Annotated in this window: 19 protein-coding genes and 1 tRNA gene; 12 read left to right on the forward strand and 8 right to left on the reverse strand. The window is 71.0% G+C overall.

Annotated elements, in window-relative coordinates; genetic code table 11:
- Positions 1 to 106: 106 nt before the first annotated feature.
- The 4 genes from AB0I69_RS35635 to AB0I69_RS35650 form a co-directional block, all read right to left on the reverse strand.
- Positions 107 to 3,886 (reverse strand): TIR-like protein FxsC, encoded by a 3,780-nt coding sequence (locus AB0I69_RS35635; protein ID WP_363099858.1) that lies wholly within the window; start codon positions 3,884 to 3,886, stop codon positions 107 to 109.
- 7 nt (positions 3,887 to 3,893) lie between these two features.
- A complete protein-coding gene (locus tag AB0I69_RS35640) occupies positions 3,894 to 4,928 on the reverse strand; it encodes a MoxR family ATPase (protein WP_363099859.1) in 1,035 nt (344 codons plus the stop codon).
- On the reverse strand, positions 4,925 to 6,538 hold the full coding sequence (locus AB0I69_RS35645; RefSeq protein ID WP_363099860.1) for a hypothetical protein: 1,614 nt from the start codon (positions 6,536 to 6,538) through the stop codon (positions 4,925 to 4,927). The genes AB0I69_RS35640 and AB0I69_RS35645 overlap by 4 nt, the downstream gene beginning before the upstream one ends.
- Positions 6,539 to 6,631: 93 nt before the next feature.
- Positions 6,632 to 7,579, reverse strand: coding sequence for a TIR domain-containing protein (locus tag AB0I69_RS35650; protein WP_363099861.1), 948 nt, complete (start codon positions 7,577 to 7,579; stop codon positions 6,632 to 6,634).
- 297 nt (positions 7,580 to 7,876) lie between these two features.
- Between AB0I69_RS35650 and AB0I69_RS35655 the strand changes: the two genes are divergently transcribed.
- The 4 genes from AB0I69_RS35655 to AB0I69_RS35670 all read left to right on the forward strand — a co-directional run bounded on the left by AB0I69_RS35655 (position 7,877) and on the right by AB0I69_RS35670 (position 12,520).
- Positions 7,877 to 8,353: a DUF485 domain-containing protein gene (locus AB0I69_RS35655; protein WP_363099862.1), complete on the forward strand. Its 477-nt coding sequence runs from the start codon at positions 7,877 to 7,879 to the stop codon at positions 8,351 to 8,353.
- 32 nt (positions 8,354 to 8,385) lie between these two features.
- Positions 8,386 to 10,044 (forward strand): cation acetate symporter, encoded by a 1,659-nt coding sequence (locus tag AB0I69_RS35660; protein ID WP_363099935.1) that lies wholly within the window; start codon positions 8,386 to 8,388, stop codon positions 10,042 to 10,044.
- Between the two features lie 170 nt (positions 10,045 to 10,214).
- Positions 10,215 to 11,930 carry a PHP domain-containing protein gene (locus AB0I69_RS35665; RefSeq protein ID WP_363099863.1) on the forward strand — a complete coding sequence of 572 codons (1,716 nt, stop codon included), beginning with the start codon at positions 10,215 to 10,217 and terminating at the stop codon, positions 11,928 to 11,930.
- Positions 11,927 to 12,520, forward strand: coding sequence for a hypothetical protein (locus tag AB0I69_RS35670; RefSeq protein ID WP_363099864.1), 594 nt, complete (start codon positions 11,927 to 11,929; stop codon positions 12,518 to 12,520). The genes AB0I69_RS35665 and AB0I69_RS35670 overlap by 4 nt, the downstream gene beginning before the upstream one ends.
- Positions 12,521 to 12,616: 96 nt before the next feature.
- Here AB0I69_RS35670 and AB0I69_RS35675 read toward each other — a convergent pair whose 3' ends face one another.
- The 3 genes from AB0I69_RS35675 to AB0I69_RS35685 all read right to left on the reverse strand — a co-directional run bounded on the left by AB0I69_RS35675 (position 12,617) and on the right by AB0I69_RS35685 (position 17,588).
- Complete coding sequence (locus AB0I69_RS35675; RefSeq protein WP_363099865.1) at positions 12,617 to 13,504, reverse strand: cellulose-binding protein; 888 nt, start codon at positions 13,502 to 13,504, stop codon at positions 12,617 to 12,619.
- 197 nt (positions 13,505 to 13,701) lie between these two features.
- Positions 13,702 to 16,581 carry an SUKH-4 family immunity protein gene (locus AB0I69_RS35680; RefSeq protein WP_363099936.1) on the reverse strand — a complete coding sequence of 960 codons (2,880 nt, stop codon included), beginning with the start codon at positions 16,579 to 16,581 and terminating at the stop codon, positions 13,702 to 13,704.
- Positions 16,582 to 16,589: 8 nt separating this feature from the next.
- Positions 16,590 to 17,588 carry an SMI1/KNR4 family protein gene (locus tag AB0I69_RS35685; RefSeq protein ID WP_363099866.1) on the reverse strand — a complete coding sequence of 333 codons (999 nt, stop codon included), beginning with the start codon at positions 17,586 to 17,588 and terminating at the stop codon, positions 16,590 to 16,592.
- A 299-nt stretch (positions 17,589 to 17,887) separates the two neighbouring features.
- On the opposite strand from AB0I69_RS35685, the gene AB0I69_RS35690 reads away from it, so the two are divergent.
- Positions 17,888 to 18,427, forward strand: coding sequence for a YwqJ-related putative deaminase (locus AB0I69_RS35690; RefSeq protein ID WP_363099867.1), 540 nt, complete (start codon positions 17,888 to 17,890; stop codon positions 18,425 to 18,427).
- 81 nt (positions 18,428 to 18,508) lie between these two features.
- Positions 18,509 to 19,003 (forward strand): SUKH-3 domain-containing protein, encoded by a 495-nt coding sequence (locus AB0I69_RS35695; RefSeq protein ID WP_363099868.1) that lies wholly within the window; start codon positions 18,509 to 18,511, stop codon positions 19,001 to 19,003.
- 224 nt (positions 19,004 to 19,227) lie between these two features.
- Here the strand turns inward: AB0I69_RS35695 and AB0I69_RS35700 are convergent, their stop codons facing one another.
- Positions 19,228 to 20,547: a histidine kinase gene (locus AB0I69_RS35700; RefSeq protein ID WP_363099869.1), complete on the reverse strand. Its 1,320-nt coding sequence runs from the start codon at positions 20,545 to 20,547 to the stop codon at positions 19,228 to 19,230.
- Between the two features lie 194 nt (positions 20,548 to 20,741).
- Here AB0I69_RS35700 and AB0I69_RS35705 point away from each other — a divergent pair.
- The 6 genes from AB0I69_RS35705 (at position 20,742) to AB0I69_RS35730 (ending at position 25,488) form a co-directional block, all read left to right on the forward strand.
- Positions 20,742 to 20,813, forward strand: a tRNA-Gln gene (locus AB0I69_RS35705).
- Between the two features lie 131 nt (positions 20,814 to 20,944).
- The gene (gene glmU, locus AB0I69_RS35710) at positions 20,945 to 22,390 is read left to right on the forward strand and encodes a bifunctional UDP-N-acetylglucosamine diphosphorylase/glucosamine-1-phosphate N-acetyltransferase GlmU (protein WP_363099870.1); all 1,446 of its coding nucleotides are present in this window, start codon (positions 20,945 to 20,947) and stop codon (positions 22,388 to 22,390) included.
- 77 nt (positions 22,391 to 22,467) lie between these two features.
- Positions 22,468 to 23,448 (forward strand): ribose-phosphate diphosphokinase, encoded by a 981-nt coding sequence (locus tag AB0I69_RS35715; RefSeq protein WP_363099871.1) that lies wholly within the window; start codon positions 22,468 to 22,470, stop codon positions 23,446 to 23,448.
- 199 nt (positions 23,449 to 23,647) lie between these two features.
- Positions 23,648 to 24,232, forward strand: coding sequence for a 50S ribosomal protein L25/general stress protein Ctc (locus AB0I69_RS35720; protein ID WP_363099872.1), 585 nt, complete (start codon positions 23,648 to 23,650; stop codon positions 24,230 to 24,232).
- A gap of 101 nt (positions 24,233 to 24,333) precedes the next feature.
- On the forward strand, positions 24,334 to 24,936 hold the full coding sequence (pth, locus tag AB0I69_RS35725; RefSeq protein ID WP_200714917.1) for an aminoacyl-tRNA hydrolase: 603 nt from the start codon (positions 24,334 to 24,336) through the stop codon (positions 24,934 to 24,936).
- Positions 24,937 to 24,987: 51 nt separating this feature from the next.
- Positions 24,988 to 25,488 carry a hypothetical protein gene (locus AB0I69_RS35730; protein ID WP_363099873.1) on the forward strand — a complete coding sequence of 167 codons (501 nt, stop codon included), beginning with the start codon at positions 24,988 to 24,990 and terminating at the stop codon, positions 25,486 to 25,488.
- Positions 25,489 to 25,519: the final 31 nt, after the last annotated feature.

The raw sequence follows: 25,519 nt of genomic DNA on the forward strand, positions 1-25,519 counted from the left end.
CTCATGTCAGGATCGCGACAGATCGGGCAGGCGAGGGGCGGAACTCACGATCGAGTGATCACTTCGGTCGGTAGTGCGGATCATGACCGCGGGCGGTGCTGCCTGTTCAGGGTTCCCTGTCGGGGTAATCCCTGGTCGCGGCCACGATCCGGTGCGCGATCCTGCGGACCGCGCGGTGGTACCTGTCCTCGTCCCCGGACTCCATCAGGCCCCGCAGGCCCTGTTCGACATATCCGCCGACGAGGTCATCGTGTGCGGATACGTCGAACAGCGACTGCAGCGGCAGCTGCTCGCGCGGGGTGGGGGTCCACAGCACGGGCACGATCGCCGGCGCAACGTCGCCGAGCCCCTCCCCCACCGCCCGCTGCCGCGACCGGAACATGACCCACTCGCTGCCGCCGGAGAGGCTCGTGAAGTACTCGGGTGAGTAGAGCGGCACGAGGACCTTGGCACGCGCCATTGCCTCGTTCACCTGCTCCCGCCAATCCGCACCGGGAGGGATGCCTAGGTCGATGAAGCCGACGTCCTCTCCCCTGCGGCGGGTCAACTCCCTTACATGCTTGCTCAGTTCGGTGAAGAAGCGCTGCTCAGGGCTGCCTGTCCCCGCACTGGCGGTGGCCTCTGTACGGGCGTAGCTCAAGAAGAAGAGCGGCGACGGTGTGTCCGGGAGCCCGATGTCCCGTCCCCGCTCACGGACTTGGCCGATCTGTCCGATCGGCGGCGACACCACGTTCTCGATCAGCGGCCGTGGCACATGGACCCGCGCCGTGCCGCCCTCGGCCGTGCGTACGACCACGGAACACAGCCTGCCCTCCGCGTCGATCAGTGCCGCGCCCGGCGGAAGCATGTGCTCCTCTGACTCGGCCGGGCTCAGCCGGACCTTGGGCGCGCTCGCACCCCGCACCGGCCGCGCGTGCCAGGCCGCGGCGACCGCATCGCTGTCGGAGGGCGCCGTGGGCACCGTCCAGAGAAGGTTCTCCCGGAGCCGCGCCAGGGTCACCCCAGGAGCGGCGCTCGGCTCGGTCGTATGCGCCACGCGGGCTCTCCCGCCGCCCAGTTGATGGACTTCCAGCTCACCATGGGAAGGGGGAAGGCGAGTGGTGAGTACGACGTCGGGTCGTACGGCGACCCCCGTACCGACGAAGTCGTCGCCCTCGGTGAACCAGACGAGGGAGCGCAGGCTCCTGCCGATGGCCGGGCGGCTCGCCAGTTCCTCCTGGACATGGTGGACGACCGGTACCCGGCTCGCCGTGAGCGACGACACGAGGTGGGTCAGCGCGAGCGGGTTGGTCCCGGTGACCTCGATGAGATCGGCCAGTTCTGTGCGGCGGTCCCAGAGGGTTCCGCGGTGGGGGTCGAGTGCGAGGTGGAGGTAGTCCATGGCGTGGGCGTGGGTGAAATCGCCCAGTCCCACCTTCGTCTGGGACGTGACCGGCGCGCTTACCCCCTCCGCGTGGGTCAACAGCAGGCTGCCGTAGCCCTCGGGTGGCAGGCACAGCCTGTTCGCTCCCGCCGGTTCGCCGGGCGACGGCGTGAAGGTGTCGGCGGTGACGCCGTCGTAGACCAGCAGCCAACCGGGGTGACTGCGCAGGTAGGCATGGAGATCGTTCAGGAGGGATGTGGGGAAGCCGCTTTCCGGCTCAGCGGGGATGCCGAGGTCCGCCGCGAGCCGGGTCAGGCCGGCCAGGAGGGTCTCCCGGCGGTGCGCGTGGATCCACCGGATCATGGTGAAGACCTCGGCCACCGCATGTGCGCAGTGGATGGCCAGTGTCGTCTTGCCCACGCCCCGGGGGCCCTCGATGACGCAGGTCGCCGGTGGTGTCGGAGGGCCGACGAGTGGATCTGTGCGCAGCGCGGTCATGACGCCGGCGCACTCGCCACGATGCACGAACGCCGACGGCAACGGCGGTATCCCGTGCGGTACTTGGCCCCTGACACCACCGCCCCCGCGCGCGGCCCCACGTCTGTCCACGTCCGAGTCCACGCCCCCGTCCGTCTCCGCTTCCGCTTCCGCCCTCCGCCTCCCTCGTCGCCACAGGGACGGCAGTGACAGACGCTCCCGCGTCGCCTCCCTGGGCCGCTCTGTCCGCTCTGTCCGCTCCGTCTCCTCGGTCTCCCCCGGCGCCTCCGCGCGCACCCAGTCCCGCGTCAGCCGCCCGGCCACCTCCGCGTAGTCGCCGCCGACGCCTCGGATGACCGCCACCGCCACCTCGGCGAACGCCCGGCTTTCTTCGGGGAGTTGGAGGCCGGACAGTCCCCCTTGGCTGCCCAGCGCGGTCACCCATGCCGCGAAGTCGTTCACCCCGCCCAGCGTCGCCGCGACCCGCTCGCTGACCTCGTCCATCACCTCACGCAGCACGCGCAGCGACTCCGTGCGGGTCAGCCGGTCCAGGAGTGCGTCGCGGACGCCGTCGCGGAAGTCGTAGAGGACGCTGTCGGGGTCTTCTCCGGGTTCCGGCGGAGTGCGGCGGACGAGGAGGCCGGAGAGGAAGATCTCGGCCAGGTGCATGGGGGTGGAGGCGGGCAGCATCGTGCGCTGGACCAGCCGCATGACCGGGAGGCTGAGCGGTGCCGCGGCGAGCAGCCTCAGCAGGCGGAACGCGTCCGGTGAGTAGCCCTCTTCGAAGCGCTCGATCCAGCCCGCGGGGTCCGTCGGTTCGGCGGCCCGGGTGGACAGGGCGGGCCGGTCGACGACGGTGAGCGGGGCGGCCTGCAACGGTGTCCACTCGGTGGTGCAGCCCGAGACGAGCCGGGCCCACGGGGTGAGCCAGTCGTCGGAGACCTCCAGCACCGGCAGCCAGCGGATCCGGGCCCGGTCGGCGGCGCCCGCGCTACTACGGTCGATGCCGGGCAGCGGACCGGAGGAACGCACCTCGATCCGGCCGTCGGCGGCGGGCGTGCGGCGGGCCCGGACGAGGGACGTGCGCAGCGCCGTACGGTGCCACAGCCGGCTGGGCAGCACCTGGAGCGCGGCGACGGGGCGGGTCCGGGACCAGTCGGCGAGGGTGGCGGGGAGTTCGTCGCCGTACCAGGACTCGCCCACGCCGTCGGTCAGGACCAGGACGGCCCGGCGGCCGGTGGGGTCGGCCAGTGTCTGCCGCCAGCGGCGGGTGGGTGACGCCGCCTGCGCACCCCGCCGGAAGGGTGCCACCGTCGGCTCCGGGCCTTCGGTGTGCAGGGCCCACACGCGTACGTCGGCGAAGGCTCCGTGCCGGGAGACGAGGGTGCGCAGCTCGTCGGCCAGACGGTGCCAGACGGTCATGGTCGAACCGGTGTCGATCAACAGGTCGACGGAGAACCGGCGTTCGCGGGCCGGGCTCAGGACCGGGAGGAGCAGGCCGGTGTCCCCGGAGGCCGCCGCCGTGGCCGCCACGTCCAGGGTGCGGGACCTGGCGGAGGGGACCGTCTGGCGCAGGGGGCGTAACGCCCGGGTCAGCGCGAGGGTGTCGGGCAGTGCTCGCGGTCGGGCGACGCGTACGGCGTGCGCGCCACCGGGACCGATCGCGGCGGTGCCGGGGAGGTGGAGGCCGGCCGCCGGGGGCTCGGGGCCGATGTCCTGGGCGGAGTGCTCCAGCGGTGACGGGGGCTGCCGGTCGGGGGCCGAAGTGTCCGTGCCGGACGGGCCGTTGGCGAGGAGCAGCGGGTCCACGGGGTCGAGTCCGCCGAGCCGGGCGATCCACAGCACGTCGAGCGCGTCGGCCGCGTCCGGTCGTCCGTCGCCCGCGTCCAGGAGGCGGGCGAGCTCCGTGCGCAGGGTGTCACCCGGCGCCCCCTCGGCCCCCAACACGGCCCGTGCCACGGACGGTTCGGCCCTATCCGCGAACCGCCCGGTCGCCGACGCGAACGGCCCGGTCCCCAGCGAACTGATCCAGTAGCGGCCCGCCACGACCGGCTCAGCCCCGGTCCAGCGGCCGTAGCAGATGCTCGTCGAGCAGGGTGCTCGCCGTCCGGTCGCCCCACACGCCGCGTTCCGCCATGAGTAGCGCGTTGAGCAGCTGGTCGTTGGCCAGTGCGCCCTTCTCCCGTTGTTTGGCGAGGAATTGGGCGATGAGTACGGCCCGTGCGTCGGCGGATCCGTTCGGTGGTCCGAGGTGGGCGGCGACCATGCCCGCGAGCCGCTCCTCGTCCGCCGGTCCGATCTCCAGCCGGATGCAGCGGCGCAGGAAGGCCATCGGGAACTCACGTTCCTCGTTGCTGGTCAGCACCACGAACGGGAACTCGGCGCAGGCCACCTCACCCCCGTCGACCTCCACGCTGTCGTGGTCGGCGGTCGTCACGGTCTGCGGGGCGTCGAGCCGGGCCAGTTCACGGATGCCGAACTCGCCCTCCTCGAAGACGTTCAGCAGGTCATTGGGGAAGTCCATGTCGCTCTTGTCGATCTCGTCGATGAGCAGGACCCGCGGGCGGCGCCAGGGCAACAGCGCCGTACCGAGCGGCCCCAGCCACATGTACTTGCCGATCTCCGGCGGTTCGGCCGATTCCCCGCCCTGCCGCGTGAGCGCGCCGGCGTTGCGCAGCCCGGCGTCGTAGAGGCGGCCGACCGCGTCGTACTCGTACAGCCCCTCCTTGAGGGTGGAGCGGCTGGTGATGGGCCAGCGCAGGACCGGCCCCAGTTTCAGTTCGTGGGCGACGGCGTAGGCGAGCGTGGACTTGCCGGTGCCGGGCTTGCCGGTGAGCAGCAGGGGGCGGCGCAGGTGCAGGGCCAGGTTGACGAGGTGGATCTCGCGCTCGCCCGCCTGGTAGGCGACGCCCTGGCCGACCCGGCCGAGATGGCGCTGGACGGCCTCGTTGTCGGGTGCCCGCGGGGTGTCGAGGGTTCCGGTGCCGTGCCGGAACGCCCGCCACGGGGGCGCCTCGGGCAGGCGGTCGATGCCGTCGTGCGGGGTGCCGGTCCCCTCGTAGACCCACCAGTCCGGCTTCGTCGTCATGCTGCTCCTTCGCCGGCCACGCGGGTGCCGGCCATCGGCTGGTCCTGGCCGCTGAAGACGCACGTCGGGTCGTCCCACAGCAGGGTGATCTGGTTGTGCACGCCGTGCGGATCCGTCCGTCCGCGCATGCGCGCCTCGTACACGCTGCGCGGCAAGTCGGCGAGCAGAAGCGGCGGTTGACAGTCCTTCAGCACGTCCAGCAACGGACCGGGGTCGCCCTCGTCGCGCCGCCAGACCATGACGGGTATGCCGTCCTCCAGCAGGGCGGCCCGTACGGCGTCCCGCATCAGGTCGTCGTCGTGGTCGTACGGGACGGCCAGCCCCAGCCAGGAGAGGTCGGCGTGTTTCGCCAGCCAGTCCGCGACGTCCGCGGGGTCGGTCAGCCGCAGGGGCGGATACCTGCTCTCGGGACCCTGCCACGGCTCTCCGCCGATGTTGTCGCCGCCGGCGTCCCCGCCCCGCGCACCCGGGCCCATCCAGCCGATGCCGTGCAGCGCGTCGACGAGCGTGCAGCCCTGGTCCAGCGCCTCCCACCGGCGCAGCCACGCGTCGTGGATCATGCTGTCCTTGTACCGGGTCAGAGACCGTACGACGACCTGGCAGGTGAGGCTCAGCGGCACGTCGGAAGGACCGCCCGGACACGCCTCCGCGGGGTGGCCCAGCAGCGAGTGCGGCAGCAGGAACTCCACCCGCTTGGTCAGGCCCCGGCCCGCCATAGCCGGATCCTGCCAGGCGGTGAAGAACCCGTGTACGCGCCGCTCCAGTTCGTCCCCGGTGAACTGCTCGGGCACGGACTCCGTGCCCAGGAACACCGGTCGGCGGTTCCCGACGCGCTCGTAGTAGTAACCGCGCAGGGAGTAGTGGCGCCGGGTGTACGGCAGGTCGCTGGGGGCGCCTTCCTCCTCGACCCGTATCTGGATGATGACCTGACGTTCGGTGTCGTCGTCCGGATCCGCGGCGCACCCCTGGTCCCGCACGGGGGCGAGCAGGTCGGCGAGCCCCGGCCCCATCGGCTCCTTCGCCAACACGCGCAGGAAATCGCCGAGTTGGCCGGCCGGGGCGCCGGAGGCGGTGGTGGCCACCCGGGCGTCGCAGAGCTTCTCCAGCAGCTGCGGGAGGTTACTGACGTCGTCCACCGGGCGTCCGGCCTTCCGGCGGTCGAAGAGGTACCGCTGCACCGCGTAATACCCGAACTCCGGTGGCTCGGCCTGCAGTTCACGAATGAGGTGCAGCATGAAGTCGCGGTGCTCCGAGTCGAGCCGGCCGGTCAAGAGCTTGAAGGCGAGCTCGAACCACTGGGTGCCGATGTCGTCCGAGTGAACGCGCTTCAGCGCCAGCAGCAGCGACTCCAGCTTCGTGGTACGCCGGGCCGTGGCGACGATCGCGCGCAGATGGTCGCCGGCCTGCCCGGACTCGTCGGCGGACTCCGCCAGCCGGATGTCGGCCTGCCCCAACAGCTCGTGGCGACCGGCGAGTTGCCGCAACCGCGGAATGCGGACCAGGATCTCGACGAGCGTCCGCTCCTTCTCCCGCTCCCTCTCCGTCTCCCTCTCCCTCTCCCGCTGCTTCTCCCCCTCCACGTCCGAGACGGCCGCAGGCTCCGCGCTCAACCCTGCACTCGGCTCCGCACTCGGCTCCGCGCCCGTCCGGCCCGTGGGCACACTCCGACCCCAGGACAACCTGCGGTTGATACGGCGGAACACTCACGCCTCCCCGAACACAAGTCCGCACGAGACGAGCAGGTCCCGCACCGTCTTGGTGCCGATGTCGTCCGGCGCGATCTGCTCCAGGGCGAAGTACATCGCCTTCAGCGCCGCGTCGGGCGTCTGCGTCGTCCGTCTGATACGGCTGTCCAGTGCGCGCAGATGCGTCCGGGCGTCGCTGTCCTCCGGCACCTGGAAGGGATGCCCGAGCCCGAGGAACTCTCCCATCTGAAAGAGGAGTTCATGGCGGCGGGCGAGCTGGTGCAGGGCCGGGCAGCCCATGAGGGCGTCGAGGAGGGACTTCTGGTCGGGCATCCGGAAGGCCGGGGGCGGCTGGGAAGCGGTGGCCGACTGCACGACCGGCGGTGACTGCGGCACCGGGGGCGGCGACTGCGTCAACGGCCGCCCCGCCGTGGCCGGTTCGCGTGGCGGCAGCACCGGGACCTGCCCCAGATCCGGCACCGTCTCGTACGGCTGGTCGGTCAGCAGTCGCAGCAGCTTCAGCGCACCGATCTGGGTGAACTCCTCGACGGTGTAATAGGTGTGGGTGCTGCCGCCCAGCCACGACGGCAGATCGGCCGAGGAAGAACCGGGCAGGACGACCGGCACGATCCGGTCCAGGGCGCCTTCGGGATCCTCGTAGACGAGATTGCGCAACAGCCGCGCCTCCCACTGCACTCCGGCACCCTCACCGGCCCCGGCGTCGCCGTCCGCGCGCCGCCGGTACTGCGGTGAGGCCACGACGATCACGCGCCGGCTGTCGCGAATGCCGCGCAGCATCCACAGCGACCAGTCCTGACGGGCCTCTCCGGCGGGCAGGTCCAGCGTGGCGTCGATCCCGTTCGCCCGCAGGAACCGCCAGAACTCCCGGACCCGGTCGACGTGTTCGTCGTCGTCATGGGCGTACGAGATGAACACCCGCCCCGGAGACAGCGCTGTCCCGCTCATGTGGCCTCCCCCTTGCCTGACGCACACCACATCGAGTGGGTACATGATGGCTCAACGGCGACTTCTTGGGGCCCTGTTCGACGATGTGCCGCCGACTTGCGCTTGGTCACCGGGAAACCCGGTTCAACTCGGGTAACACCCGAGGTCAGCGCCCGGTTGACGGGGTAAGCGCATACCGACCGCCCAGTTCGGCGAAAAGCACCCACATCCCCCAACCGGCGAGTAACATGCGTGGCCCGCTCCGCCCAACTCCCTGCGGTCCGCCGCCACGGACCCGAGCCACGCAAGGAGCACGGGATGTCCTACGACCCGTACCCTCCGCATGATTCATCCGCCCCACGCCCACGCCCACGCCCACACCCACGCCCACACCCACACCCACACGAATCGCCCCCGCCCCACCTGACCTACCCCTGGCAACCACCCCCGCCCCCACCCGAACGCCGCCGCCTGCCCCGTCGCCCCGCCCTCGGCAACCACAGCGACCTGCGCATCCTGCGCGGCGCGTACCGGCGTCAGCGTCGGGTGTCGACGCTCACCGCGCTCGGCTACTTCTGCCTCTTCCTCGGTCTCTCCGCGTTCGCGCCCTCGCTGATGTCGAGCACCGTCACCGGCGGTGTGCCCACCGGGCTGCTGCTCGCGCTGGTCCAACTGCCCGTCACCTGGCTGGCGATAGCGCTCTACGAGCGCACGGCCCGGCGGCGCGTCGACCCCCTCGCGGACCGCATCCGCAAGCAGGCCGAACTGGACGCCAGACGGGAGGCGGCACGATGACCGGGGCTACCGCGACGGCCGCGACGATCGCGATGACCGGTCTCAGGGACTCCTCGCAGACCATGTCGCTGGTGGCCTTCACAACGGTCGCGACGATCACGCTGCTGCTGTGCGTGATGACGGGGCCCGACCGCGACGACCTCGACGAGTTCTACACGGGCTACGGCTCCCTCTCCCCGCTCCGCAACGGCCTTGCCATAGCCGGTGACTACATCTCCGCGGCGAGCGTGCTGGGCACGGGCGGGGTGATCGCCCTGTACGGCTACGACGGCATGGTGCTCGCGCTGAGTACGGCCCTGTCGTTGATGCTGCTGATGTTCCTGCTGGCCGAACCGCTGCGCAACGCGGGCCGGTTCACGATGGGCGACGCGCTCGCCCGCCGTATGCCGGGGCGGTCCGTGCGGATCGTCGCGTGCGCGGTGACCATCACGGCGCTGATGCCGTTGATGCTGGTCCAACTCGCGGGCGCGGGCCAGCTGTTGGCGTTCATCCTCGGGTTCTCCAGCGAGTGGTTCCAGACCGGCTGCATCATCGGCCTGGGCGCGCTGATGATCAGCTACGCGGCGATCGGCGGCATGAAGGGCACCGCCCTCATCCAGATCCTGAAGATCGTGATGCTGCTCGGGTCGGGAATCGTGATCGCCGTCCTCGTACTGAACCGTTTCCACTGGGACTTGGGTGCGTTCTTCGACACGGCGGCGGAGCGCAGCGGCGCCGGACCGGCCTTCCTGCACTCGGGACTTGAGTTCGCCGGAGGCCCAAGTCCCCGCCTCGACATGATCAGTTCGCAGATGACAGTCGTCCTCGGCGGCGCCTGCCTCCCGCACATCACGATGCGCATGTACACCGCGTCGAGCGCCCGGCAGGTGCGGCGGTCGATGTCGTGGGCGGTGTCGAGCGTGGCGCTGTTCGTGGTGATCGTGACGGTCGTCGGGTTCGGCGCGACGGCGCTGGTCGGGCGGGCGACGATCGCGCGGGCCGACCCGCAGGGCAACACGGCCTATCTGCTGGGCTCGCGGGCGGTGTTCGGCGCGGACGTGTCGACGACGGAGACCCTCCTCTTCACCACCGTCACCACCGCCGTCTTCCTCACCCTGCTCGCCTCGGTCGCCGGGATGATCCTCGCGTGCGCCAACTCCCTTGCCCACGACGTCTTCGCGACCCGCGTCCAGGAGATGCCGGTCCGCCGCGAGATGACGCTGGCCCGCTACTCGGCGCTGGCGGTGGGCGTCCCGGCGATCCTGCTCGCGACGCTGGTCCAGCACCGGGGCCTGCAACCCCTGGTGACCCTGTCCTTCTGCCTGGGCGCCTCGGCCATAGCGCCCGCCCTGATCTACAGCCTCTTCTGGCGCCGCTACACCCGAACAGGCCTGCTCAGCACGCTCATTGGGGGCACCCTCTCCGTCCTGCTGCTGATGCCGGGCACGAACCTGGTCTCCGGCTCCCCCACCGCCGCCTTCCCGGACGCCGACTTCAACTGGTTCCCGTTCACGACGACGGGCCTGGTCACGATCCCGCTCGGCTTCGCCTTCGGCTGGCTGGGCACGGTCGCCTCGGGCCGGAAGAAGGAAGAGGAACAGCGGCGGCAGTACGAGGCGATGGAGGGGTGGATTCTGGCCGGGGCGGTACGGAGGGACAGCGGCGGGACACACGCAGAGACTGCTCACGACCGACGCAAAAGCCCCGCATGACCGACGTTGCAGCCCGACATGACCGACGTTGTAGCCGTGCATGACCGATGTTGTAGCCGTGCATGACTCGTTCTTTGCCACACCACCACCTCGACTCCCGCTGTTCACCGCTCCTTTCCAGACTCTGCACGTCCGAGCGTGAAGGTCCCTGCATTCAGCGGGAGTTGAACATGAGCCACGGCCACAGTCACGGCGACCACGGTCACCACCACCATCACCACCACGGAAGCGGGGACGGGCACGGTACCTCGCTGCCTCCCGCCCTCGACACGTCCGTACCGGACGAGGAGTTGACGCCCAGTCAGCTGTCCCGGAGAGGCATGCTGCGCCGAACAGGCCTGCTGGGCGCGGGACTCGCGGCGGGCAGTGTGCTCGCCGGCGCGGGGGAGGCAGCCGCGTCGGTACAGGAGCAGTCGGCCAAGTCGTCGAAGGGCAGCGGCCGTTACCTGTGGCTGGCCGGTGACCACCACATCCACACCCAGTACAGCAGCGACGCGAAGTACCGGGTCATCGACCACGTGCGCCAGGCCAACGCGCACGGCCTGGACTGGATGGTCATCACCGACCACGGCAGCGTCGCGCACGCCAAGATCGGTGTGGAGAAGGTCAATCCGGACATCGTCGCCGCCCGCGACCAGACCGACGACACCCTCGTCTTCCAGGGCCTGGAGTGGAACATCCCGGGCGCCGAGCACGGCACGGTCTTCGTGCACCCCGGCTCCAACGAGGTAGCCGTACTCAAGGAGTTCGAGAACTCCTTCGACGGCAGCGTCAACAACGCGAGCGGCAACTCGCCCGCCAACGAGGCCCTCGCCATCGCGGGCGTCAACTTCCTCGCCGACCAGGTCCGCCGCCGCAAGGTCAAGGACGCCCTCTTCCTCGCCAACCACCCCGCCCGCAAGGGCATCGACTCCCCGCACGAGATCCGCGGCTGGCGCGACGCACAGCCCACGATCGCCGTAGGCATGGAGGGCGCCCCCGGCCACCAGGCGGGCGGCATCCCCAAGCCGAACGGCCCGGGCAGCGGGCGCGGCATCTACGACAACAGCCCCAGCGCCGACTCCTTCCCCGGTTACCCGCTGGAGAGTTACCGCACCTGGGGCGGCTTCGACTGGATGACGTCGACGGTCGGCGGCCTGTGGGACAGCCTCCTCGCCGAGGGCAAGCCGTGGTGGATCACCGCCAACTCCGACTCCCACAACGTCTACGCGGACACCGCCGTACGTGGCCCGGGCGGCGACTTCAACGCCAACGGCCGCTACAACGACCCCGTTTACGGCACCGGCATCAGCCTCACCGACACCGACTTCTGGCCCGGCCAGTACTCCCGCACCCACGTCGGCGCGGCCTCCTTCGCGTACAAGGCGGTCATGGACGGCATCCGCGCGGGCCGCGTCTGGGTCGACCACGGCGGCCTGATCAGCGGCCTCGACGCCCGCCTGTCCTACGGCGGCCGGGAGGTCACCCTCGGCGGCGCACTGCACGTCCGCCGCGGCGCCCAGGTCGACCTGGTCATCCGCATCAGCCTGTCCAACGGCCCCAACTGGGCCCAGTTCCAGCCCTCGTTGGCCCGCGTGGACGTCATCCAGGGCGATGTCACAGGACCGGTCGCGGACAAGGACACCTTCTCCACCCCCACCACGAAGGTCGTCAAGTCCTTCGAGGTCGACAAGTCCACCGGCACCGTCCGCCTCACGTACTCCCTCGGCCGCCTCGACAAGCCGGTCTACGTCCGCCTCCGCGGCACCGACGGCAACCGCTCCGCCGTGGGCATCAACGGCGCGGCCGTAGACCCCGTAGGCCCCGCGATGGACGTCCTCGGCGACGCCGACCCGTGGAAGGACCTCTGGTTCTACTCCAACCCGATGTGGGTCCTCCCCGCATGACCGCTGTCTACGACCCGTCCGGCGTCCACCCCGTCATAGGGGTGGACGCCGGCACGGCGACCCTCCGCGAGGCGGACCACCTGATCCGCGACCTGACGACCACCCTCGCGCTACCGCCGGGGACGGTGGCCTGCACCCACCTGATCCGCACGGATACGCGCAGGGGGACGGCGGTTTCGCTTGCCCTGCCGGAGGAGGGTTCAGCAGAAGAGGCTTGGCAACGGCTCACGGCGACGGAGATGAGCACGGCGCTGGGCGACCGTAGACACGGCCCTTCCGAAGCCGCGGCCCTGGCAGCGACCGAGCACACCGCCCGCCGATCCGGCCGGGCGGTGCTCTACGCCGGCGTAGAACGCCTCACCGGAACAGTCACCGTGGCCGACCTACTGGAGACGGCGATCGACCAACTGACGGTAGTGGGCGCCCCGTTGACCACCCCGGACCCCACGACACCGGTCCTCACCCAGGACCACGTACGCCCGGAATGGCGCGAGGGCCACCTGGTCCTGGCCCTGGTCCCGGCAGTGGGCAACACCCTGGCCCCCTTCGAGGTCCCCAACCCGACACCGTGCTGCGCCGATCACGTCTGACGCCGGACAATCGCGGTCTACCCAGGGGCGCGGGGCTGTGTCGATATGCGGCTCCGCCGCGTGGGCGCGACCAGCCCCCACCGGCCCGCAGCCAAATCACTCAGCCGCAGCCCGCCCAGTAAGCGCGGTCAAACTACTCCGCACGTGATCCATATGCGCCTGCACGTCATCCCAAGTCTCCCCATGCTCGCGCAGCACCCGTTCCGTATCCCGAGCAACCCGCTCCGCCCGCACCCGAGCCTCCGCCACCACCTCAGCCGCCCGCTCCCCCGCCTCCTCCTGCCGCCGCCGATCCGACAACTCGGCGTCGGCGAAGGCCTGTTGAGCTTCGGAGAGCGCCGCCTCGGCGCGAGCCATCCGTTCGGCGTGCTGCGCGTCCAACGCAGCTGCACGCTCCTCAACCTCCCGCTCAGCCGCGGCCCAGCACCCCTCATGCTCCTTGGCCTGCTCCTCCAGCATCCCGGCGGTACGTTGCCGCACCTCACGCAACGCGGACAGCGCCTCCGTACGCCCCTCCTTCACCTCGCGCCGGGCGCCGATCCGGATGTCGTCGGCTTCGGCGCGGGCCGCGAGAAGCCGCTGACGGGCACGTTCCTCGACCTCGGCGCGGAGCGCGTCCGCGTCGTCGCGCGCCGCTTCGAGCACGCCGGCGGCGCGCGCCTCGGCCTGCGCGACCTGTTCCCGCGCCGCGAGCCGCGCCGACTCCCGCACAGCCGCGGCTTCCTCCACCCCCAACTGGAACAACCGCTGAGCCCGCTCACCCAGCGTCTCGTACGTCTGCGGAGCGAGCCGGGAAACGGCCTCCCGCAGCCGCTCGGCCTCCGCGTCCATGTCCTTGGCCAGTACGGTCAGCCGCGCGGCCCGTTCCCAGGCCGCGTCCCGGTGCCGCGAGATCGCCGCCGCGTACGCGTCCACCTGGTCGGGGCGGTAGCCGCGCCCCCGTACTGCCACGAAGCCACGTGGCGACACCGATGCGCTGCTCATCCTGGAACCCCTCTCCACCCGACGGACACGACATGATGATTTGCCGCATATCTTGATGGATCGGGCGTAAGTGTTCATAACGCGACACTCCGCAGACAGGTCACGGGCATCACGCGACGCAAAAGGGCCGGACCCGATCACACGACCGGGTCCGGCCCTTCAATACAGCTCAATACAGCCTGTTCAGCGGATCGGGGTCACAACAACCCGTCCCACATCTGCTCCAGCAGCACCGACCACCAGCTCTCCGGCGACCCGAGCGCCGCCGGATCCAGCGAAGCGAGCTGCGCCTGGAAGTCGACGGTCCAGCGGCCCGCCTGCTCCTGGTTGAGCCCGTACCGCAGCCGCCACATCCGGCCGAGCAGTGCCAGGCAGCGCGCGAACTCGGGCAGCCCCGTGTTCACGAACTGCGGCGGTACGGGCGCACCGCCCGGCCCCGCCTCCACGGGCACCGCGACGATGTTCGCCGTGCCGTACTGGACGCAGATCGCCCGGCCGAAGTCGCTGCCCATGACGAGGTACGAGCCCGCGTCGGCGGACGGCCGTACCCCGCGCTCCTGCGCGAGTTCGGCCAACGTCGGTACCGGGCGCCCCGGTTGGGCCTGCGCCCAGAAGAACGGGCCCATGTCCATCGGCAGCCCCGCCGCGACCAGCGTGTGCGCCACGACCGGCGGCACGCCCTGCCGGGACACCGCCGCCTGCTCGAACCGGAACACTCCCGGCCCGAACGCGCCCGCCAGTTCCTGCGCGATCGCCTCCGGCGGGATCGGCGGCGTCGGCTGCACCGGCGGCAACGGCGCCCGCACCGGGGCGAGTCGGGCCGGCCCGTCTGCAACCTGGTGCAACTCGCCCTGGTGGGCGAGGAGTTGCCGCATCCCCTGCTGCCGACTCGCGTGATCCGTGCCGTACGGCGCGATGCTCGTGATCCGTGCCTGCGGCCACTGCTCGCGGATCATCCGGGCGCAGTACGCGCCCGGCAGCTCACAGGACTCCAACTCCGTGTGCAGTTCCAGTACTTGGTCCGGCGGGATGTTCATGCCGCGCAGCTCGTGGAAGATCTGCCACTCCGGGTGCGGCGTCCCCGGCGCGGACCGCCGGATCAACTGCTGCTCGGAACCGTCCGGCGCGCGGTACCGCAACACGGCCTGATAACCCGGCCCTACGGTCGGCTGCCCCTGCGGCGGATAGCCGTAGGCAGGCTGCTGCTGACCCGGGAAGGGCTGCCCAGGCATCGGCTGCCCAGGGGGCGGCATCGCGCCGGGAGGCATGGCACCAGGAGGCATAGCACCGGGAGGTACCGCCCCCGGCGGCATCGCCTGCGGCGGAGCACCCGGCGGGAACCCCGGGGCGCCCAACGCACCGGGTGCGCCTGGGAATTGGGGCGGCGGAGGCGCACCGGGCCCACCCATCGGGGGACCGGCCAGCATCGTCTCCGCATGGTGCACGGCACCGTGGACACCGCCCTGCGAACCGGGCATCCCGGGAGCGTTCGGCGGCTGAGGCGCGCCGGGCATGCCCGGAGCACCCGGCCCCGCGGGCCCACTCTGACCGGGGTCGGCAAACATCGTCGCGGCGTGGTGAACCCCACCCGGAGGCGGCCCCCCTGGAGTGTTCGGCACACCAGGCGCACCGGGCATCCCAGGCGGCTGCGGCACACCAGGCCCCGCCGGACCGCCGGGACCGGCCAGCCCCTCCGCCCCCTCCGGACCGAGCGACGAAACCATCTGCGTCGGCACATACCCGCCCGGCGGCGGAGGAGGAGGCGCGGCAGGCGTACCGCCCGACCGCGCACCCGGCGTCCCCGGGGCACCCGGCGGAGGCGGTGTGATCGCACCACCGCCCCGAGCCCGGCGCGGCGGAGGCGCCGCCTTGCTGGTGGCGGCATCGGCGATGTCCCCGGCGTTGGGCGCGAGGGCCCGCCCGGGCGCACCGGGACCGCCGGGCGGAGGCGGCACATTGCCGACCCCGTCCGGGCCCTGCGGATACCCGTAGGCGGACGGCCCCGGCGAAGGCGCACCCTGCGGACCACCCGGAGGCGGCGGGTTACCCGGCGCCCCGGACCCTTGCGGATAGCCGTACGACGACGGAGCGGGCGGACCGGCGGGAGGCTGCGGGGTACCCGGCCCCCCGGGCCCCTGCGGATAGCCGTACGACGACGGAGCGGGCGCCCCCTGCGGAGCACCCGGAGCCGGAGCACCGGGCCCCTGCGGATAGGCATACGAAGACGGCGGCGGAGGCGGAGGCGGCGTATTGCCCTGCGGCGCACCGAGCGCACCACCAGGTCCGCCAAGTCCCCCCGGCCCCTGCGAACTCCCCACCCCACCACCGGCGTTGGCGTTACCACCGGCATTGGCGTTGGCATTGGCGTCATCCAGCGCCGGTGACGGTGACGGTGACAGTGCTGTGCGCGGGAGTTGGCTGCCGCCGGACATCAGGGCGGTCTTGGCGTCGGCCGGAGTTTCGTCGTCGGGCTCGCTCAACGGTGGCGCGAACACGGTCGCGGGCAGCGGTACCGAACGGTCCTCGCCGGCATCCGCGTTGGTGTCGGTCCCCGCCCAGGGCGTGGCCCCGGCAGGCACCCCGGAACCTCCGGCGTCCGGCCACGACGAAGCACCAGGAACACCCGCCTGCGTCTCCGGAAGCGCGGCCCTGGCCGCAACTCCCGCGTCCGCGGCGGGCGTTCCCGCACTCCGCCGATCCGGAATCCCGAGCTTGTCCGCCGCCTCCTGCAACCACTCCGGCGGACTCAGCAGGAACGACGTCTGGTTCAGGTCCACGCGGGCGGGAGCCGCCGGCACCGCGTCCGCGACCTCGTCGGGGCGGCCGTACTCCTCCTCGTAGCGGCGGATGACCTCACCCACCGGCAGGGCGGGCCACAGCGTCGCCTCGCCGCTGTCCCGGGCGAGCACCAGCCGCTGCGAGCCGCCGTCCGAGCGCGGCCCGTCGGCGCGGTCCTCGGCCCAGGCCACGAAGCCGAGTTCGAACTCCCGCACCCGCACCTCGCGATGCTGGTACGAGGGCACATCCCCGTTGATCCATTCCTCGGCGCGTTCCTGCGCCTGTGCGAAGGTCACCATCGTGTCGCTCACTCCCCCACCGCTGCTGCCGAAGGCACCGGCACCGACCGCGCGAACCCGCCGTCCACCATCAGATTCGCCACCGTCTCCAACTCCGGCGGATTGCCCGCGAGTCGGCCCAGGAACTGGTCGAAGTCGTCCCCGGCGGGCAGCAGCAGCCGCTCCACGCGGGCGGCCGGCGCCCAGGACGGGTCGACGTCCCGGGCGTCGTCGTAGGCGCAGAACCACACCGAACCGATTCCCTGGCCCTTCACCTTGACGGCGAGCAGCCCGCCCTGGACGAAGCCGACGGCCAGGTAGTCCTTGGTGAGGTGGTCGCGCAGGCACTTGTTGACGTAGACGAGGTCGTTGACCGCCGCCTCGTCGCGCACCGTGAAGAACGGCTGGTCGATCAGCAGCCCCAACTCGGCGTCCAGGGCGGTGCCGATGGGCGCGCAGCCGCCGGCCGCCTTCAGGAACGACCGATAGGCGCCCGGGAGTCGGTAGCCGAGGTCCTCCTCGACGCCCTGCACCTGCGCCTCGGTCACCGCGACCGCCGCCTTCGGCAGTCCGAAGTGCGCGGGGCGGGTCTCCTGGAGCGGGCGGGTGCCGCGCTTGTCGTGGTCGACGGCCGCCGTGGCGATGCCGCCGTGGTGCCGCAGCAGCGCCTTCACGTCGACGGGGACGAGTTCGAGGCGCCGGGTGCCGACCACGTGGTGCCAGGTCCAGCCGTGCGGGGTGGCCACCGCGGGCACGGTGTCCCACAGTTCGTGCCGGGTCGCGGCCAGTGCCGCGTTCGCCGACACGTAGTCCGTCAGGCGCAGTTCGTCGACGCCGAAGCCCTCCGGGGGCTCGGCGATCTCCGCGACCGCGCGCGCGTACGGCGAGAAGTCGGGGTAGCCGCGCTCGTCCATCCGCACCCCTCTCGGGTGACGGGCCGCCCGGACCGGGTCCGGGAAGTGCACGACCTGCCCGGCGTAGGCCGCGTTCGGTGGCGCGGCTTGTTGCCCGAGCCGACCTGTCGTCATGGCGGTTGCCCCCTGCGGCATTCAGTACGATTCACAGCGACCAATTGTCCAACTTGGTCCACTGCGCCCCGTATCGACTGTCTCCACGCGTGGATCGCGGTGCGGACAGCCTATGCGGTACGGCGACACGGGTCACCGGCAGCGGTCGTCGGCACCCGTCACCGAACCTCCACTTCCGTGACCTGCCGTCACCCTGCCGTGACAGCCCGCCGAAGCCCTGGCGTGTCGCGGTGCCCCAGCTTCCGCACCAGCCACGGCATTTGGCACTCTGTGACCCGCCGGGGGATGCTCGGGAGGGGATGACGATCATGAACGCGACACAGACGGGACCGCACACCGGGGCGCACACCGGGCCGTCCGGCGACCCCCGGGTCGGCTGGAGCGCCACCGAGGCGGCGCACGCGCCCGCCCTCAACCACCGCCGGGACGGCATACTTCCGACCGTCGCCGCCGCCCTCTCCGTGCGCGGCGCCACCACCCTCACCGGCACGGCCGCCCGCGGCGACCAGGCGCCCGCGCTGCACCCGCTCGTGCAGGACTTCCTCGACACCCTCACCAGCGCGCAGCGCGACCGGTTCACCGGCCGCTGCGCCGAGGCGATCCTCATCTCCCGCCACATCGCCGCCGCCGACGCCGAGCGCAGCAGGCGCGCCGCGCGCAAGCCGATGACCAACGGCGAGGCCCGCAAGACCCTCAAGCAGGCCAAGCTCACCGCCCGCCACATCCGCGAGGACGGCGACCCCCTGCACGGCAGCTTCGCGACCCCCTGCCGGGCCTGCACAGCCCTGAGCGCCCACTTCGGCGTCCGAGTAGTGGACCCCGCGACGGAAACGGGCTGACACCCACCCCCGTAGACCACACCACCGCACAACAGGCACCACCACGCACCACCGTCCCTGACGCCGACGATCGAAGGGCAGATGCACGCCGACCGCCACTCCAGCACGCGCTTCTCCGTACCCGTGGACGCCGCCCTGCGCGCCGCCGGCTGGCAGCCCGGCCGCTGGGACATAAAACAGGCCGAGATCTGGGCGGACACCCTGCGCGAACACACCTCGCCCGCGGGACACCAGCACGCCGTGTTCCCGGCGGCGGTGGAGGTCTGGGCCGAGTTCGGCGGCCTGCACATCACGCCGCCCGGCCCCGGCCGCCAGATCGCCCCCGTAACGCTCAGCCTGGACCCTCTGCACGGCCTCCACATGGCCCGCACCCTCGGCGACCTCGGCCGCGCCCTGGACACCGACGTCAGCCCCCTGGGCGAGGAGCCCGACTCCCAGTCCCTCCTCGCCATCGACGCCGAGGGCCGCGTCTACACCCTCGACCACACCGGCGACTGGTACCTGGGCCCCGACATCGACCAGGCCCTGGCCGCCCTGATCTCAGGCATAGAACCGGTACGACTCACAGCGGGCTGACGGCGGGCCCGCGCAGCAGATGAGCGGACCGCCACCCGCGTACGGCGCGAAGGTGACGTGTCGGGGGGTGTCCGCCCGCAGCGGTTGGCGCGTCAACACCGCCACATTCTTGAGTGACCGATTCCGCGCCGTTCCGAGGACGGACACCCCCCGGCGCGGCACCGACCCACGACGACGAACCGGCGAACCACCCACACACCCGCACCCGGCCGAATCCCCCGACCTCAAGCCGCCGGAATAACCGCAGACACCCGGAACCCACCCGCATCCGTAGGCCCCGAAACAAACACCCCGCCCAACGCGAGCACCCGCTCCCGCATCCCCACCAGCCCGTTCCCCCCGGAGGGAAGCCGCGCAGCCGAAGCAGACGCCAGCTCGGGCGGCGGTTCGTTCTCGACCTGCATCGCGATCTCCGACACCCGGTGCGCAAGCCGCACATGCGTCTTCGCACCCGCCGCGTGCTTGTGGACGTTCGTCAACGCCTCCTGCACCACCCGGTACGCGGTCTGCTCGATCTCCGACGCGTACGACCGCGTCTCGCCCTCCACGGACAGGTCCACGGCCATCCCGGCCGCCGCGGACTGCCCGAGCAGCTCGTCCACGTCCGACAGACAGGGCCCGTCACCCGCGCCTTCGTCGTCGACGGCCCGCGAAGCCGCCGCGGCAGCCGCCACCCCCACCGCGACCAGCGGTACGACGGCCGCCCGCTCCCGCGCGCCCAGCCCGTCCCCGCTCCGCAGCACCCCGAGCATCTCCCGCAACTCGGTCAGCGCCTGCCGCCCCATGTCCCCCACAAGAGCCGCGTTCTTGACCGCCTTCTCCGGATCCTTCCGAGCAACGGCCTGCAGCGCCGCCGCATGCACGACCATCAGACTCACCCGATGCGCGACGACGTCGTGCATCTCCCGCGCGATCCGGGTCCGTTCCTCGTTGCGCGCCCACTCGGCCCGCTCCTCGGCCCGCTCCGCGAGGAGTTGCAGCTCCCGCTCCAGGCTGTCCGCACGTTCCCGAAGACTCTCCATCAACCGGCGCCGGGCGCCCACGTACATGCCGAGCAGCACGGGCGGCGCGGTCATCCCGACCGCGGTGGTGATCGAGGCGAACGGGACGAACCAGTCCCCGAGTTCCCAGGTCCCCCGCTGCATGTCCTGCCGTACCCGCACGAACATGACGATGAGCATGCCGAGGAACGACATCCCGGCCAGCGACCCGATGATCCGGCGCGGCAGTTCGGAAGCGGCGAGGGTGTACAGCCCCACGATGCCCATCAGGTAGCCCATCTGGGCCGGGGTGATGGCGATGGACACCAGCACAACAGCGATCGGCCACTTCCGCCGGACGATCAGCGCCGAGCCGGCCAGCACCCCGAAGACGACTCCCACGGCGGCCGGAATCCCCGCGTCGTGCGCGAACCGGATCCCCTCCGCCCCGCACTCCGCGGCGGACCCCGCCGCGAGCCCCGTGTCCAATACCGCACTGCGCCACCTGGTCCACCACCACGGCCCTCCCCGGGCCGTGGCATGGTCTTCCCCCGTCGTGGTCATGCCTCCAGCCTACGGGCGTTCAGGCCCGCTTTTCCGGCGAGTTTCCGCGACTGGCCTACACCACAGCGCGTAATCGAACAGCCACGAAACCGATCAGCCGGAACAAGTCCCGTCGCACGGAGGGCATCACGTACGGCATAGTGTTCTGTGCCCACTCGGCGACCAGGCTAAATGTCCGGTTCAAACGAGTTTGATCCCCCGTGGTGTAATTGGCAGCACCGTGGCTTTTGGTGCCATTTGTCCGGGTTCGAGTCCTGGCGGGGGAGCAACACCCTTCTCCGGTACCCCACTTCGGGCCCTGACAGCACTGTCAGGGCCCACTCTCATGTCCCCCATGAAACGCCCCGGTATCCTGCGAATGTCCACCCCCAGCATTCCGAAGCCGAAGGGCAAACCCGTGAGCGCCATTCGCCCGGCAGCCGTCGTCGTACTCGCAGCGGGTGAGGGCACCCGTATGAAGTCGGCCACACCCAAGGTCCTGCACGAGATCTGCGGCCGGACCCTGGTCGGTCATGTGCTGGCCGCCGCCCGCGAGTTGGAGCCGGAGAACCTGGTCGTCGTCGTGGGCCACGCCCGCGAGCAGGTGACCGCCCACCTCGGCGAGACCGACCCCGGCGTACGGACCGCGGTCCAGGCCGAGCAGAACGGCACCGGGCACGCCGTACGCATGGCGCTCGAAGAACTCGGCACCGTCGACGGCACCGTGGTCGTCGTCTGCGGCGACACCCCTCTTCTCCGCGGCGAGACCCTTCGCGCCCTCGCCGCCAACCACACCGCCGACGGCAACGCGGTGACCGTCCTGACCGCCGAGGTCCCGGACGCCACCGGCTACGGCCGTATCGTCCGCGACGGCGCCTCCGGCGCGGTGACCGAGATCGTCGAGCACAAGGACGCCTCCGACTCGCAGCGGGCGATCCGGGAGATCAACTCCGGAGTCTTCGCGTTCGACGGGCAGTTGCTCGCCGACGCGCTCGGCAAGGTCAGGACGGACAACAGCCAGGGCGAGGAGTACCTCACCGACGTCCTCGGCATCCTGCGCGAGGCCGGGCACCGGGTGGGCGCCTCCGTCGCGGGCGACCACCGCGAGATCGCCGGCATCAACAACCGTGTGCAGCTGTCCGAGGCACGCCGCATCCTGAACGACCGGCTGCTGACCGAGGCCATGCTCGCCGGCGTCACCGTCATCGACCCGGCGACGACCTGGATCGACGTCGCCGTCACCTTCGGCCAGGATGCGATCGTCCACCCCGGCACCCAGCTGCACGGCACCACGCACCTCGGCGAGGGCGCCGAGGTCGGCCCCAACACCCGCCTGACGGACACCGTCGTCGAGGCCGGCGCCCGCGTCGACAACACCGTCGCCTTCAGCTCGCACATCGGCCCGCAGGCGTCCGTCGGCCCGTTCGCCTACCTCCGTCCCGGCACCCGCCTGGGCACGAAGGGCAAGATCGGCACGTACGTAGAGACGAAGAACGCCACCATCGGCGAGGGCACCAAGATCCCGCACCTCTCCTACGTCGGTGACGCGACGATCGGCGACTACACCAACATCGGTGCCGCGAGCGTGTTCGTGAACTACGACGGGGAGCACAAGCACCACACCACCGTCGGCTCGCACTGCAAGACCGGTTCGGACAATATGTTTGTGGCACCCGTCACGGTCGGGGACGGCGCGTACACCGCCGCCGGCTCCGTGATCACCAAGGACGTACCGCCCGGTTCGCTGGCCGTGGCCCGTGGCCAGCAGCGGAATATCGAGGGCTGGGTGGCCCGCAAGCGTCCGGGAAGCGCGGCGGCGAAGGCCGCGGAAACCGCTTCCCGCCAGGGCGAGGGCGAACACTGACCGGAAACAGTCACGTCGAACACCGCGTACCGTGATAAACGCACACCCAGTTGAATGACCTCTGAGGAGACAGTGCTGTGACCGGGATCAAGACGACCGGCGAGAAGAAGATGATGTTCTTCTCCGGCCGCGCCCACCCCGAGCTTGCCAAGGAGGTCGCCCAGCAGCTGGGTGTCGGGGTAGTCCCGACGAAGGCCTTCGACTTCGCGAACGGCGAGATCTACGTCCGCTTCGAGGAATCGGTGCGCGGCGCGGACTGTTTCGTGATCCAGAGCCACACGGCTCCCATCAACCAGTGGGTCATGGAGCAGCTCATCATGATCGACGCGCTCAAGCGCGCGTCGGCCCGCTCCATCACCGTCATCGTGCCGTTCTACGGCTATGCCCGGCAGGACAAGAAGCACCGCGGCCGTGAGCCGATCTCGGCCCGCCTCATCGCGGACCTGATGAAGACGGCGGGTGCGCACCGCATCCTCACCGTCGACCTGCACACCGACCAGATCCAGGGCTTCTTCGACGGGCCCGTGGATCATCTCTTCGCCCTCCCCCTCCTCGCGGACTACGTGGGCTCCAAGGTCGACCGCAGCAAGCTGACCGTCGTCTCCCCGGACGCCGGCCGCGTGCGCGTCGCCGACCGCTGGTGCGACCGCCTCGGCGCGCCCCTCGCGATCGTGCACAAGCGGCGCGACAAGGACGTGGCGAACCAGGTGACCGTCCACGAGGTCGTCGGCGAGGTCGAGGGCCGCGTCTGCGTCCTGGTCGACGACATGATCGACACCGGCGGCACGATCTGCGCCGCCGCGGACGCCCTGTTCGCGCACGGCGCGGAGGACGTCATCGTGACGGCCACGCACGGTGTGCTCTCCGGCCCCGCCGCGGACCGCCTGAAGGCCTCCCGCGTCAGCGAGTTCGTCCTCACCGACACCCTCCCCACCCCGGGCGAGGTCGGCGCCGACCTCGACAAGATCACGGTCCTGTCGATCGCCCCGACCATCGCGAGCGCGGTCCGAGAGGTCTTCGAGGACGGCTCGGTGACAAGCCTCTTCGACGAGCACTGACCCGCACGTCGTAGGTCGATCCGTAGATCGATTTCTGGTACGGCCTCCCCACCGAGTAAGCTGCCACAGTTGCTCGGCGAGGGAGGCCGTACCGCTTCGCAAGAAGTTCGTACGGCGGTCCGTTATCGACGCGCTCTTCGTAGCAGGCCGATGTTCGGCCGGGTGACCACCTTCCCCGACTGTTCTACGAGGAGTGACCATGGCCGACGTCAAGCTCGCCGCCGAGACCCGCACCGAGTTCGGCAAGGGCGCCGCCCGCCGTATCCGCCGTGACAAGAAGGTCCCCGCCGTGGTCTACGGCCACGGTGTCGACCCGCTGCACATCACCCTGCCGGGCCACGAGCTGCAGCTCGCCCTGCGTACCCCGAACGTCCTGCTCACCCTGGACATCGAGGGCAAGACCCAGCTCGCGATCCCGAAGGCCGTCCAGCGTGACGCCATCAAGGGCTACCTGGAGCACGTCGACCTGCTCACCGTGAAGAGCGGCGAGAAGGTCACCGTCGAGGTCTACGTCCACACCGAGGGCGAGCTGGCCCCGGGCTCCTTCCTGCTGGAGCACGTGCTGAGCACGATCACCGTCGAGGCCGAGGCCACGCACATTCCCGAGTCGGTCACCGTGTCCATCGCGGGCCTGGAGGCCGGTGCCGCCATCGCCGCCAAGGACATCCCGCTCCCGGCCGGCACCACCCTGGCGATCGACGAGGACGCGGTCGTCCTCCAGGTCCTGGCCGCCCAGGCGGAGGAGGCGTCCGCCGACGCCGACGCCGAGAGCACCGAGGCCTGATCCTCACCGCTCACCGTTTCGTCAGCCGCTGTTCCCACCGGGAGCAGCGGCTGGCTGCCGGGGGTCCGGGGGTGTCCCCCGAAAAACACAGCAATGGAGACATGGACGTGACGACCGACGCCAATGCCCCCTGGCTGATCGTGGGACTCGGCAATCCGGGCCCCGAGTACGCGAACAACCGGCACAACGTGGGCTTCATGGTGGCCGACCTGCTGGCCGAGCGGATCGGCGGCAAGTTCAAGCGGGCCGGGAAGGCGCAGGCGCAGGTCCTGGAGGGCCGGCTCGGCGCACCGGGTCCGGCGAGCCGCCGGGTCGTCCTGGTGAAGCCGACGTCGTACATGAACCTCTCGGGCGGCCCGGTCAACGCGCTGCGCGACTTCTACAAGGTGCCGCTCGCGAACATCGTCGCCGTGCACGACGAACTCGACATCGACTACGGCACCCTCCGTCTCAAGCTCGGCGGCGGCGACAACGGCCACAACGGGCTGAAGTCGATGACGAAGGCGATGGGCCCGGACTACCACCGGGTGCGGTTCGGGATCGGGCGTCCGCCTGGCCGTATGCAGGTCGCCGACTTCGTGCTGAAGGACTTCTCGTCGACGGAGCGCAAGGAACTCGACTTCCTCGTGGACCGCGCCACCGACTCGGTGGAGTGCCTGGTGAGCGAGGGCCTGGAGCGGGCGCAGAGCGCGTACAACTCCTGACTTGACCGACTTGTCAGTCACCGGAGTTGACCGCGTGTACGGGTATGGCCAATGATCCCCGCCATGTCACCCGCAGCCTCCGCCTCCCCCGGCGCCTTCGCCGCCCTGAACTTCGGACGGCTCGCGGCGATGGGCACGGTCGCCGCGCTGATCCTGATCGCCGGGGTGTGGGGCTCCTGGCCGACCGCGCACAACGTGATGCTGACCAAGGGCCGCGAGAGCGGCACGATCGAGGTCATCGCGTGCGGCGCCGACACCTGCACGGGTCCGTACACACCGGTCTCGACGGGGTCGAAGGCCCGCGCCAAGGTCGTCATCGAGCACACGGTCGCGGTGAAGAAGGGCCAGACGTACACCGTGGTCGTGAAGCCGGGCACCGACGAGGTCATGCGCTCGGGCCCCGCCGGCGTCCTCTACGCCTGGGTCCCCCTCGGCGGCGCCCTGTTGCTCGCCTCGGTGGTGGTCGCGGGAGGGCTGCGGCTGACCCGGATCGCATGGGTGCTGGCCGGGTCGGGGTTCGTACTGCTGACGGCTGCGTTCCTGGCGCTCTGAGCGGTCGTAGGACATGAGGATGCCCCCGTGC

The sequence above is a fragment of the Streptomyces sp. NPDC050508 genome (assembly GCF_040655155.1).
Taxonomy (GTDB): Bacteria; Actinomycetota; Actinomycetes; order Streptomycetales; family Streptomycetaceae; genus Streptomyces.

What these genes read in the sequence shown, in the direction of transcription:
- AB0I69_RS35700 (WP_363099869.1), bottom strand. Translation starts at nt 20,547, where the DNA reads ATGACCACGACGGGGGAAGACCATGCCACGGCCCGGGGAGGGCCGTGG.
- AB0I69_RS35730 (WP_363099873.1), top strand. Translation starts at nt 24,988, where the DNA reads ATGATCCCCGCCATGTCACCCGCAGCCTCCGCCTCCCCCGGCGCCTTC.
- AB0I69_RS35670 (WP_363099864.1), top strand. Translation starts at nt 11,927, where the DNA reads ATGACCGCTGTCTACGACCCGTCCGGCGTCCACCCCGTCATAGGGGTG.
- AB0I69_RS35665 (WP_363099863.1), top strand. Translation starts at nt 10,215, where the DNA reads ATGAGCCACGGCCACAGTCACGGCGACCACGGTCACCACCACCATCAC.
- pth (WP_200714917.1), top strand. Translation starts at nt 24,334, where the DNA reads ATGGACGTGACGACCGACGCCAATGCCCCCTGGCTGATCGTGGGACTC.
- AB0I69_RS35720 (WP_363099872.1), top strand. Translation starts at nt 23,648, where the DNA reads ATGGCCGACGTCAAGCTCGCCGCCGAGACCCGCACCGAGTTCGGCAAG.
- AB0I69_RS35660 (WP_363099935.1), top strand. Translation starts at nt 8,386, where the DNA reads ATGACCGGTCTCAGGGACTCCTCGCAGACCATGTCGCTGGTGGCCTTC.
- AB0I69_RS35685 (WP_363099866.1), bottom strand. Translation starts at nt 17,588, where the DNA reads ATGACGACAGGTCGGCTCGGGCAACAAGCCGCGCCACCGAACGCGGCC.
- AB0I69_RS35695 (WP_363099868.1), top strand. Translation starts at nt 18,509, where the DNA reads ATGCACGCCGACCGCCACTCCAGCACGCGCTTCTCCGTACCCGTGGAC.
- AB0I69_RS35680 (WP_363099936.1), bottom strand. Translation starts at nt 16,581, where the DNA reads ATGGTGACCTTCGCACAGGCGCAGGAACGCGCCGAGGAATGGATCAAC.
- AB0I69_RS35675 (WP_363099865.1), bottom strand. Translation starts at nt 13,504, where the DNA reads ATGAGCAGCGCATCGGTGTCGCCACGTGGCTTCGTGGCAGTACGGGGG.
- AB0I69_RS35690 (WP_363099867.1), top strand. Translation starts at nt 17,888, where the DNA reads ATGACGATCATGAACGCGACACAGACGGGACCGCACACCGGGGCGCAC.
- AB0I69_RS35650 (WP_363099861.1), bottom strand. Translation starts at nt 7,579, where the DNA reads ATGAGCGGGACAGCGCTGTCTCCGGGGCGGGTGTTCATCTCGTACGCC.
- AB0I69_RS35655 (WP_363099862.1), top strand. Translation starts at nt 7,877, where the DNA reads ATGTCCTACGACCCGTACCCTCCGCATGATTCATCCGCCCCACGCCCA.
- AB0I69_RS35640 (WP_363099859.1), bottom strand. Translation starts at nt 4,928, where the DNA reads ATGACGACGAAGCCGGACTGGTGGGTCTACGAGGGGACCGGCACCCCG.